This window comes from Candidatus Aminicenantes bacterium (assembly GCA_026393795.1).
In the GTDB taxonomy this organism is placed as follows: domain Bacteria; phylum Acidobacteriota; class Aminicenantia; order UBA2199; family UBA2199; genus UBA2199.
Map to the genome: position 1 here is coordinate 1 of JAPKZL010000139.1, position 10,647 is coordinate 10,647.

Sequence of the window (10,647 nt, forward strand, 5' to 3'; positions counted from 1 at the left end):
TCATGGCCACCTTCCAGGAGCTGAACCGCCAGGGCATCACCATCATCATGGTCACCCACGAGCACGACATCGCCGCCTATTGCCGGCGCATCATCGAATTCCGCGACGGCCGGATCATCCGCGACCTGGCGGTGGCACATCCCCATGACGCCGGCAAGGACCTGGAAAGCGGCCGCTGGCAGACTGCGCCCAGCCAAGGAGTTCCCTCATGAAATGGAAGAACCTGATCAAGGTGGCTTTCAAGTCGATCGTCAAGAACAAGATGCGCACCCTGCTGACCATGCTGGGCATCATCATCGGCGTTGCCGCCGTGATCGTCATGGTGGCCATCGGCAAGGGGGCCGAGAAGCGCATTCAGGACCAGATCGCCAGCATGGGCACCAACCTGATCATGATCGTCCCCGGCTCGATGCAGCAGCGGGGCGTGCACATGGGGCCGGACCAGGGGGTGCAGCTGACCCTTGACGACGCCGACAAAGTGAAAAAAAACAGCACCTTGCTGGAAGCCGTCTCGCCGGTGGTGCGCACCGGCGTCCAGGTCATCGGCGGCAGCGGCAACTGGAGCACGGCCGTCTGGGGGGGATCGGAGGAATACCTGAACATTCGCGACTGGAAAATGAGCTCCGGCGATTTTTTTTCCGCCGCTGACGTCCGCGCCCAAAACAAGGTCTGCATCATCGGCCAGACCATCGTGAAAAACCTCTTCGCCAATGAAGATCCGATCGGTCAGCAGATCCGCCTGCGCAACGTCCCGTTCAAAATCATCGGCATTTTAAAGGAGAGGGGCCAGAGCGCCTTCGGCCAGGACCAGGATGACGTGATCATCGCCCCCTACACCACCGTCTACTACCGTCTGAGCGGCGAGCCGCACATCAACCAGATATTGGCCAAGGTCGTCTCACTGGAGCAGATGACCCAGGCGCAGGCGGAAATTACCGCCATCATGCGCGAAGCCCATAAGCTGGAAGAAGGCGAAGACGACGACTTTACCGTGCGCAACCAGACCGACATCGCCAGCACCGCCCAGGAAACCACCCAGGTATTGACCATCCTGCTGGCCTCCATCGCCAGCATCTCGCTGCTGGTCGGCGGCATCGGCATCATGAACATCATGCTGGTCTCGGTCACCGAGCGCACCCACGAGATCGGCATCCGCATGGCCATCGGCGCCCGCAGCCGCGACATCCTGGTGCAGTTCCTGATCGAGGCCATCGTGCTCAGCCTCTCCGGCGGCCTGATCGGCGTACTGATCGGCTTTGTGGCCACCTGGGTCGTCCACCTGGCCACCGAATGGAACACGGTCATCGCGCCGGCGAACGTTTTCCTTTCCTTCGGCTTCGCCGGCGCCGTGGGCGTCTTCTTCGGCTACTACCCGGCGCGCAAGGCCGCCGCCCTCAACCCCATCGAAGCCCTGCGCTACGAGTGATGAGCTAAGGTACCCCCCACCTTAGCTTTGGTTCAGTCCTGCAATCAATACAAATGGATATTGTTTTCTCGACATCGCCGAACCATCTCGTCGGGCCAGAGAGTGGCCTGAACTTCGCCGATATGGGCCTTGCGCAGAAAAAACAGACACAAGCGCGATTGACCGATGCCGCCGCCGATGGATAAGGGCAGTTCCCCGGCAAGCAGTTTTTTATGAAAATAAAGTTTCTGGCGTTCGCTTTTTCCAGTCAGTTTCAATTGCCGCAGCAAAGCTTCCCCGTCGACGCGAATACCCATGGAAGAGAGCTCTAAAGCCCGGTTCAACACCGGATACCAGATGATAATATCGCCGTTCAAACCCTTGCCTCGGGGATTGGATGTCGTCCAGTCGTCGTAATCGGGGGCGCGGCCGTCATGGGGCTTGCCGTCCTGCAAGGGGCTGCCGATGCCAATAATAAAGACAGCACCGTATTCTTTGGCAATGGCGTTTTCCCTTTCCTGGCACGAAAGTTTGGGATATTTTTCCAGCAAGTCCTCGGCATAGATGAAGGTGATTTTTTCGGGCAGGATGGTTTTGATCTGCGCATAATGGGCAAAAATATAGGCCTCGGTCTGGCGGATGACCAGATAAATCAAACGGACGATCTTTTGCAAAAATTCAATATTCCGCTCCCGTTTGCTGACCACCCGTTCCCAGTCCCACTGGTCAACGTACAAAGAATGAATGTTGCTCAGCGTCTCGTCTGGACGGATGGCATTCATGTCCGTGTAAATCCCTTCGCCGGCGGGGATTTTAAGATCGGCCAGGGCCAGTCGCTTCCATTTGGCTAAAGACTGGACGATTTCAGCTTGGGTGTTGTTCATGTTGCCGATTTGAAAAGAAACAGGGCGTTCGACACCGTTCAGATCGTCATTGATGCCAGTGCCGGTCTTGACAAAAAGCGGGGCCGTAATCCGGTGCAGGTTCAGAGCGCCAGCCAGCTTTTTTTGAAAAAAATCCTTTATCAACAGGATGGCGTTCTCGGTTTCCCGGTAATCCAGGATCGCTTTGTATTTTGGGGGAATGCATAAAGCATATTTCATTTTTTCTCCTTATGATGGTTTTATTGAAGCTTGAAAAAAAGAAGGGTTTTGTTTTAAATATTTTCAGGCGGGGGGAACCGCCCGATTATTGTTATTATTATTACTGGCAGCGGAAACAGTCGCTGCAAGGATGGTTGTACTGAGCAAAAACTTGTCAGGCAAACACATGCAATATTTATACAATAGTTCCCAGTCCAATGCAAGTTTCTGCGGCAATAAATTTGATTTTATTTTTTGACAACTTAAATTTATCTTGAGAAAAGTTTTAAAGGTGGACATACTTTCACTATGATTTCAACTGCTGGAGGAACTTGCTGAAACCATAGTGTGACTACCAGGATAAGCTCATAATTTGTGCTGCCATTTGACCTGAAGACTATTTTTTGCTAAGATGAGATTTCTCCGAGTTTAAAGAGCTAAAGTCCGGAAGGACCAGGCCTTTAGACCGTGAGGGTAAAGCCGGAAACGGCCTTGCCTCCCGAAATTGGAAAGGAGAAGGCCATAAACTACAATAAAAACAAAACTCTGAACGCGACAGATAAAAGCCGCAAAAAATCCTTGATCAGCGTCGAAACCGCCGAAAAAATTCTCGGCGAATTCCCGGTTTCAATATTCATGAATACCGTCCCTCTGCTAGCTGCTCAAAATCGCATCCTGGCCAAAAACATTGCCTCCCCTTTCGCAATCCCCGAATTCGACAAGTCGGCTATGGACGGTTATGCCTACAATTCCGCCGATCAATCCCAGGCTTATCTCGTTCTGGAAACCATTGCCGCCGGTATTCCGCCCAAATCCACCATCGCTCGCGGTCAGTGCGCCAAGATAATGACCGGGGCCATGCTCCCTATAGGCGCCGACCAGGTGGTCAAGCGCGAATGCACCAGTGAAGAAAACGGCTTCATGAAGATCATCGCTGAAGACAAAAACCGCAACATCCGCTATAAAGGCGAAGACCTCCAGGCCGGGCAGTTGGTTCTGGAAAAAGGCACGCTCCTGCAGGCAGCCCAGATCGCACTTCTCGCTCAGTTGGGAATAGCCGAAATACCTACAGCCCGACCGCCCCGTATCGGCATCATCACCACCGGCTCGGAACTGGCCGAACCCGGGTGTCCCCTGGGGCCCGGTCAAATATATAATAGCAATTACTATTCCCTGTCAGCCCAGGTACGCGCCTTGGGCGCTGAACCCATAGCTTTGGGCCATATCGCCGATGATCTCGAAACGACCACCACGCTCATCACTGCGCGTCTTGCCGAATGCGACATGCTGATCCTGTCCGGAGGGGTTTCAGCCGGAGATTTCGATTACGTACCCGCGGCAATGAAAAAAGCCGGCATCACCCTCCATTTTGAAAAGATCGCGGTCCAGCCGGGCATGCCAACGGTCTTTGGCAGCAAGGGTGACAAAATCGTTTTCGGTTTACCGGGAAATCCGGTTTCCACATTCGTGATTTTTGAAATATTCATAAAGCCATTTATTTTCCGTATGCTGGGGCATGTTTTTCAACCCATGATTTTAAAAGCCAAGTTGAATCGGGATTACAAACGCAGCAAAACTGCCCGTACGGCATTTGTCCCAATTCACTATCACGATGGCCAGGTTGAAATACTGAATTATCAAGGATCGGCCCATCTACACGCCCTGAGCCAGGCCAATGGCTTGCTGCGCATACCCGCAGGGCAACTCAGTATCACCGCCGGGAGCACCATCGATGTTCGATGCCTATGAGCGCAAGATCAATTACCTGCGGGTAGCCGTAACCGACCGCTGCAACCTGCGCTGCAGCTATTGCATGCCGGCAACGGGCATCAAGCTGAAGAGCCACGCCGACATCCTACCCTATGAACAGATCGTCCAGGTCGCTGAGGCGGCCGCTGGGCTCGGCATCGACAAAATCCGCCTGACCGGCGGCGAGCCGCTGGTGAGGAAAAATATCGCTTTTTTGGTTCGCGCCCTGAAGGCGCTCCCGGGAATCAGCGAAGTCAGCATGACCAGCAACGGCGCCCTCTTGGATTCGCTGGCCGCAGAGCTCAAGCAGGCCGGGCTCGACCGCCTGAACATCTCGCTGGACACCCTGGACAAGGACAAGTACCGCCGCATCACCCGCAACGGCGACATCGAAAAGGCGTTGGCTGGCATCGCCGCCGCCCGCCAGGCCGGATTTCAGGCCAGCAAGATCAACATGGTGCTGATCCCGGGGTTCAACGACGATGACGTGGAGGCGATGAAAACGTTTTGCCGGGCCAACGGCCTGCGCCTGCAGCGCATCCACCACTATTCGCTGCATGACCTGAAAAGCGCCGACCGGGCCGTAGCGGCCGAAAGGCCGCTTTCCTGCCGCGAGTGCAACCGCTTGCGCCTGACGGCCGATGGCAAGCTGAAGCCCTGCCTGTTTTCCGACCTGGAATTCCCGGTCGATTTTTCCGATATCCGCACCAGTATTGAAAAAACCGTGGCCGCCAAGCCACGGCACGGCGTATCCTGCCGCAACCGCGAAAACTGGCAGATAGGAGGATGAATGAAACTCAGCCACGTCGATGATTCAGGAAAAGCGCACATGGTCGATATCAGCGCCAAGCCGCCGCTGCACCGGGAAGCCGTGGCCGCGGGCAAGATCATCATGGCCGCACCGACGCTGGAGTTGGTGCGCAAGAACCTTCTGCAAAAGGGCGACGCGCTGGCCGTGGCCCGCGTCGCCGCCATCCAGGCCGGGAAAAAGACGGCGGAACTCATCCCCCTCTGCCACCCGCTTTCCATCCACCATCTGGACGTCCAATTCAACATCGTGGCCGACAGCATCGAGATCACCGCCAGGGCGGTCAGCGAGGGCCGGACCGGCGTCGAGATGGAGGCGCTGACCGCGGTGAGCATCGCCGCCCTCACCCTGTACGACATGTGCAAGGCGGTCGACAAGAAGATGATCATCGGCGCCATCGCCCTACTGGAGAAAAGCAAGCGTGACATTCACGGTTGAAGCAGTCGCCATCGCCAACGCAAAAGGCGTGGCCAAGCATGAAACGGCCGAGATCGAGCTGCGCGAAAATTTCGGCATCATCGGCGACGCCCACGCCGGTCCCGGGCACCGTCAGGTCTCGCTTCTGGCCGGCGAAGCCATCGACGCCATGAAAGCCAAGGGACTGGAGCTGGCCCCGGGCGCCTTCGGCGAGAACATCGTCACCCGCGGCGTGGACTGGAGCCGGGCCCAGGTCGGTGGGATCATCGCCATCGGAAAGGTACGGCTGCAGATCACCCAGATCGGCAAGGAGTGCCACAGCCGCTGCGCCATCTATTACTCGGCCGGCGAATGCATCATGCCCACGCAGGGGCTCTTCGCCAAAGTGCTTGAAGGAGGCAAGATCCATGCTCAAAGTAGCGGTCATTACCGTGTCCGATAGGGCGTTTGCCGGAGAATATGCCGACCTGTCGGGGCCGCGCATCCGCGCCATCCTGGAGCAGCGGCTGCCGGGCGCCGACATCTCCCTGTGCGTCGTCCCCGATGAGGCCGAAGCGATCGCCAGGGCCGTCAACGACAACCTGGATAGGGACTACATCCTGACCTGCGGCGGCACCGGGCTTTCGCCCCGGGACATCACCCCCGAGACCTGCGCCCACATCTGCGATCGCGCCATACCGGGCATCAGCGAATGGCTGCGCCGCGAATCGGCCAAGGAAACGGCGCACGCCGTCTTTTCCCGCGCTTACAGCGGGCAAAAGGGAAAGAGCATCATCGTCAACTTCCCCGGCTCGGTGCGCGGCGCCGAGCTCTGCGCCACGCTGCTGGCCGAAGTCATGGAGCACGGCCGCGACATGCTGCACGGCGGCGGCCACGAGCCCCTAGGCCGCTGACGCGGTTATTTCTTCCCGCGAGCCCAACTGATCAAGTCGTCCAGCTTGCGCTCGGGAACCGGGGTTGGTCGGTCGGCCTCCAACACCACGCTTTTTTCGGGGGGCTTGCCAATAAGACGTTCAATCTTGGCCAGCAGATCTCCTTCGCGGAAAGGTTTTTCAATGAAATCGTCAGCCAGCCTCTTATGCACGTACATGCGCAGGTTGACATCTTTGTAGACCCCGGTCATCAGAATAATGGGAATATAACGCAATTCGTCGCTGCCCTTGACCTTCTCGCACAAGGCGATCCCGTGCATCCTAGGCAGGAGAATGTCGGCGACGATGAGGTCGGGCTTTTCCCTGGCGACCAGTTCGAAACCGCTGATGCCGTCGGCGGCCAGCAGAACCGCGTAGCCGGCGTTGCTAAGAAGCTCCTGCAGGGAATCGCGGATGATAGGATCGTCATCAATGATCAGTATTTTGCTACCCATCTTGTCCCCCGTCTCTCTCTATCCCCCTTATTGCCACTATCGAATTGAAAAGTCAAGTCAAAAACGCCGGCGCACGGCGGTGATTGCTTTTCTCACGCCTGACGGATTATAATGCCCCCAACATGACGAAAAAAGATTCCCTGGATAAAATAGTCATCTATTGCGATGGGGCCTGCAGCAACAACCAGCAGCGCCAGAACCGCGGCGGCTGGGGAGCCATCCTGATCTATAAAGGCAAGACCAGGGAAATCTCCGGGGCCGAAAAAAACACCAGCAACAACCGCATGGAACTGCTGGCCTGCATCAAGGCCCTGGAGGCGATCAAGAACCCCGCCCTGCCCGTGGCCATTTTCACCGACAGCGCCTACCTGCACAACTGCCTGGCGCTGAAATGGTACTTGCGCTGGCAGAAAAACGGCTGGCTGACGGCCGGCAAAAAGCCGGTGGAAAACAAGGATTTATGGCTGCACCTGCTGACATTGAAGGACCGCTTCCGCCGGATCGCCTTTCACAAGGTGGCCGCCCACAGCCACGTCGAATGGAACGAACGGGCCGACGAACTGGCCAAGGAAGCCATCCGGAAACTTCTATAGATTACTCCGCCCGCTTTTTCGTCAGTAATGGTTCAGTTTCATGATCTCGCTTAGGGGAAGGCGCTCGGGCCGCTCCTTCTCGCCCTCGGCTTGTTTCGGATTCAGCAGGGGGTTGGGCGGGAGCAGATGCCGGCCGACATTGACCAGGGTGATCAGTCTCATATCGGCGGGAATGCCCAGGATGTCCTTGGCCTTGCCCTCATCGTACCCGGCGATGGGATGGGCGACCAGGCCGAGCTCCGTGGCTCGCAGGATTAAAAAGGCGGTGGCCATGCCGGTATCGAAAAGATAATATTCCCTTTCCTTGACCAGGCAATCCAGGTCCCTGCGGCTGCAAACGGCGATGATCATCGAGGCTGCTTGCGTCCATTCGTTGCCCTTGTTCATGGCTCCCCGCAGCCGGTCTAGGACATCCGCGTCATAGGCGAAAACAAAGCGCCAGGGCTGATTGTTAAAACAGGATGCCGACAACGACGCGGCCATCGCCAGGTCGCGGACCAATTCTTCATTGATCTCCACCGCTTGAAAGGAACGGTAGGCGCGCCGCATTCTGATGATTTCCATCAATTCCATGCTCCCTCCCGGATAGAAAAAGCCAACCCTTTGATAAAACGCTTTACTTTTTGACCGACTCCCGCTTCATCTGGAAGATCTTGCGCAAATGGTCCATCTCTTCGTGGATGACCCTCTCCACCGCCGCCGTGCGCCCCTTGGCCAACATCTCCTTCAGCCCGGAGAAGAAGACGATCGAGTCCTTCTCGAAGCCCATGGCCAGGTCGAGGATTTCATCCAGGCTGGAGATCCGCGCCAGTTTTGCCTGGATCGCCTCCTTGTCGCCCAGCTGGTGGGCCTTGACGAACTCTTTCATGTAGGCCTGGTACTCTGCGTCCGCTTCCGCGTCCCCTTTTGCGGCATCGTCGGCCTGTTCCTGCAGTTTCTTAAAAAGCGTCTTGTGCTTAAATTCCTCGTCGGCCAGGTACTGGAAAAGCTGGGTCGCCCTCGGCTCGCTGAACTTTTTCATGGCCTCGACGTAAAACTCATAGCCCCTTTCTTCAATGTAGATCGCGAATCCCAGGATCTCCTTCACCGCGAGCAAATAGGACATCGTTTCACCTCTTGTTCGTAGCGCTCAAATGCGTCAGCCAAATCAAAACCAATCCGATTAAAAATATGACTATAATACAACCCGATTTTTTTTTCAAATGCATAGTTCGAATCGCATTGGGTGAAAACTCACCCCCACCCCTCTCTTGCGAAGAGAGGGGCATGGATTTTCTCCCTTTCTCTTGCCAAAAGAAGGGCAGCACAAACCTTCTGGCCACCACGTGGACAGATTTGGTTTGTCTACCATCACTATGTTTTCAGCTAACTCCGGTGGCTGCTGAAAACATCTCGTGATGGTATACTTTCACTGGATGATTTCAAAAACTGAAAGATTATCTGAAATCATAGTGAAAGTATGCCACCATGGGGGCCGGGGATGAGTTAGCCTTTTCCGAATCTATCCGTCTCAAGTCAGCAGGATGGTGAATTTCTGGTACAAAGACGCCTTGAGCTCTCGGAAGGCATGGCGCCGGTTCATGGCGATTTCAAGATTGCCGTGGCTGCCGATCAGCAGGAAGGGCTGGCCGCTGCTGGAGGCATAGTTTTGCCGGTACTCGCCGATCTCCCGGTCATTAAGGCGCAGCGTGAAATGCTGGCAGCCGCAGCCCTCCAGTTTTTCGAAGAGCCATTTCCCCGGCACGTTGCTGATGATGTTCCCGAACTTGTCAATATGGATGATCCGCCCCTCGATCTGGTTTTGCGCCGCCAGTTGCGGGTGATAATCGGGATTGACCACGAATTCGGCGGTTGGCGTGCCGATGTCGGCCGCAGCCGTTCCCTTCGACAAATAAGCGGCCACCGGGGCCATGCGATCGCGCGCCTCGAAGGTGGATGAGCCGGATACCAGAAAATAGCGCTCCTGGTCGATCTCGCGGACGACGACGTCCCGGCCGAGGTCGAAGATCGGAGTCAGGATGCCGTTGTCGGGAGCGACGAAGCTGAAATTGGCGGCCGTGACCAGGAGCAGCTTGCGCGTGGTGCCCACTCCGGGATCGACCACCACCAGGAAAATGGTGCCGGCCGGGAAAAAACGGAAGGTCTTTTCCAGCACGTAGGATCCGCCCTGGATGAAATAGGACGGGACGCCGTGGCAAATGTCGATGATGTCGGCCTGAGGGTTGATTTTTTTGATCACCCCCTTCAAAGTGCCCACGAAGTAATCGTTTTCACCGAAATCGGTGATCATGCCGATGCTCATTCCTCACCTCCCGAACCATCCCGCCCGTATTCTAATTTAAAACACTTTTTTTTTCAAAAATCGACCGGGGATGCCCCGTGCAGAAAAAGTTAAGTTCGACGCACATTATAATGCTCCCATTGCCTCAAGCGGACGAACCGGATTTGGGCAGCAAGCTTTCTATGGTAGAATAAGTACATGAAAACGCTCAAAACATCATTTTTAATAGTTATATTCTTCCTGGGATTGGCAAATTTTTGCTATGCGCAAGCCGACGGCGAACCCTCTGATTTCAGCGCCAAGGATATTTCCGGCCGCAGTATAAAATTGTCCGACTTCAAAGGCAAAGTCGTGCTGCTCGATTTCTGGGCCACCTGGTGCCCGCCTTGCCGTGTGGAAGTCCCCAACCTACTCGACATTTTCCGCAAGTTCAAAGACAGGGATTTCATTCTGATCAGCGTCAGCCTCGACCGCGACCTGCAGGCGGCACGCCAGTTCGTCAAGGACAAGGAGATGGATTGGCTGCATATCATTGACCGCGAGGCCGGCCGCGCCATCGCCGACCTCTACCAGGTGGAATACATCCCGGCGACGTTTCTTATCAACCGCAAGGGAAAAATCGAGTCCAGCCAGCTGCGCGGCGACGAGCTCAAGAACAAGATCGCGGCCCTGTTGAAGTAATCCGCAACTATTTGATTTTTATCTCGATATCCTGGCCGGCGATCTTGCGGCTGATGTAAAAGGTTTTCACCCAGGTCAAGCCCGAATTATGCGACTTGGCGAAGACCTCACAGAAGGAATTGCGCCAGTTCTCCTTGTTTTTTTCGAAAGCGGCCGCGGAGGAGGCGCGGTACCCGAAGCCGGCCTTCAAGGTGATGCGGCCGCTCTCTCCGCCCGGGGGCAGGGGCCGGCGCAACGTCATCTGGTACCCCTCGCCGATGTATTT

The 10,647-nt window shown here is 56.0% G+C and carries 15 protein-coding genes and 1 riboswitch; of the genes, 9 read left to right on the forward strand and 6 right to left on the reverse strand.

From position 1 onward, the window contains the following. Both NTW95_06580 and NTW95_06585 read left to right on the forward strand, forming a co-directional pair. A partial coding sequence (locus NTW95_06580; GenBank protein ID MCX6557082.1) for a macrolide ABC transporter ATP-binding protein occupies window positions 1-212 on the forward strand: 212 nt, incomplete at its 5' end. After that, on the forward strand, window positions 209-1,426 hold the full coding sequence (locus NTW95_06585; protein MCX6557083.1) for an ABC transporter permease: 1,218 nt from the start codon (window positions 209-211) through the stop codon (window positions 1,424-1,426). The genes NTW95_06580 and NTW95_06585, both read left to right, overlap by 4 nt. A 44-nt stretch (window positions 1,427-1,470) precedes the next feature. Here the strand turns inward: NTW95_06585 and asnA are convergent, their stop codons facing one another. Next, entirely contained in the window at window positions 1,471-2,508 is a 1,038-nt protein-coding gene (gene asnA, locus NTW95_06590) for an aspartate--ammonia ligase (GenBank protein ID MCX6557084.1), read from the reverse strand. Window positions 2,509-2,896: 388 nt separating this feature from the next. Then, window positions 2,897-3,018: riboswitch (molybdenum cofactor riboswitch) on the forward strand. A 48-nt stretch (window positions 3,019-3,066) separates the two neighbouring features. Here asnA and NTW95_06595 point away from each other — a divergent pair. Genes NTW95_06595 through NTW95_06615 form a run of 5 tightly spaced genes read left to right on the forward strand, consistent with a single transcriptional unit; the run spans window position 3,067 to window position 6,354 of the window. Then, on the forward strand, window positions 3,067-4,236 hold the full coding sequence (locus NTW95_06595) for a molybdopterin molybdotransferase MoeA (GenBank protein MCX6557085.1): 1,170 nt from the start codon (window positions 3,067-3,069) through the stop codon (window positions 4,234-4,236). Continuing rightward, window positions 4,220-5,026: a radical SAM protein gene (locus tag NTW95_06600; protein ID MCX6557086.1), complete on the forward strand. Its 807-nt coding sequence runs from the start codon at window positions 4,220-4,222 to the stop codon at window positions 5,024-5,026. The genes NTW95_06595 and NTW95_06600 overlap by 17 nt, the downstream gene beginning before the upstream one ends. Then, entirely contained in the window at window positions 5,027-5,482 is a 456-nt protein-coding gene (gene moaC / locus NTW95_06605; protein ID MCX6557087.1) for a cyclic pyranopterin monophosphate synthase MoaC, read from the forward strand. Continuing rightward, a complete protein-coding gene (locus tag NTW95_06610) occupies window positions 5,466-5,903 on the forward strand; it encodes an MOSC domain-containing protein (GenBank protein MCX6557088.1) in 438 nt (145 codons plus the stop codon). Before moaC ends, NTW95_06610 begins: the two co-directional genes overlap by 17 nt. Beyond that, complete coding sequence (locus tag NTW95_06615; GenBank protein ID MCX6557089.1) at window positions 5,869-6,354, forward strand: MogA/MoaB family molybdenum cofactor biosynthesis protein; 486 nt, start codon at window positions 5,869-5,871, stop codon at window positions 6,352-6,354. Before NTW95_06610 ends, NTW95_06615 begins: the two co-directional genes overlap by 35 nt. A gap of 5 nt (window positions 6,355-6,359) precedes the next feature. Here NTW95_06615 and NTW95_06620 read toward each other — a convergent pair whose 3' ends face one another. Further along, window positions 6,360-6,827 (reverse strand): response regulator, encoded by a 468-nt coding sequence (locus tag NTW95_06620; GenBank protein MCX6557090.1) that lies wholly within the window; start codon window positions 6,825-6,827, stop codon window positions 6,360-6,362. A 122-nt stretch (window positions 6,828-6,949) separates the two neighbouring features. Between NTW95_06620 and NTW95_06625 the strand changes: the two genes are divergently transcribed. Next, window positions 6,950-7,420, forward strand: coding sequence for a ribonuclease HI (locus NTW95_06625; protein ID MCX6557091.1), 471 nt, complete (start codon window positions 6,950-6,952; stop codon window positions 7,418-7,420). A 21-nt stretch (window positions 7,421-7,441) separates the two neighbouring features. On the opposite strand, the gene NTW95_06630 is transcribed toward NTW95_06625, so the two are convergent. The 3 genes from NTW95_06630 to NTW95_06640 form a co-directional block, all read right to left on the reverse strand. Continuing rightward, window positions 7,442-7,993, reverse strand: coding sequence for a nitroreductase family protein (locus NTW95_06630; protein MCX6557092.1), 552 nt, complete (start codon window positions 7,991-7,993; stop codon window positions 7,442-7,444). Window positions 7,994-8,036: 43 nt separating this feature from the next. Beyond that, a complete protein-coding gene (locus tag NTW95_06635) occupies window positions 8,037-8,525 on the reverse strand; it encodes a ferritin family protein (protein MCX6557093.1) in 489 nt (162 codons plus the stop codon). Between the two features lie 405 nt (window positions 8,526-8,930). Continuing rightward, window positions 8,931-9,722, reverse strand: coding sequence for an SAM-dependent chlorinase/fluorinase (locus NTW95_06640; GenBank protein MCX6557094.1), 792 nt, complete (start codon window positions 9,720-9,722; stop codon window positions 8,931-8,933). A 177-nt stretch (window positions 9,723-9,899) separates the two neighbouring features. On the opposite strand from NTW95_06640, the gene NTW95_06645 reads away from it, so the two are divergent. Beyond that, window positions 9,900-10,382: a TlpA disulfide reductase family protein gene (locus NTW95_06645; protein ID MCX6557095.1), complete on the forward strand. Its 483-nt coding sequence runs from the start codon at window positions 9,900-9,902 to the stop codon at window positions 10,380-10,382. Window positions 10,383-10,389: 7 nt separating this feature from the next. Here NTW95_06645 and NTW95_06650 read toward each other — a convergent pair. Then, on the reverse strand, window positions 10,390-10,647 hold a 258-nt coding region (locus NTW95_06650), incomplete at its 5' end, for a hypothetical protein (protein MCX6557096.1).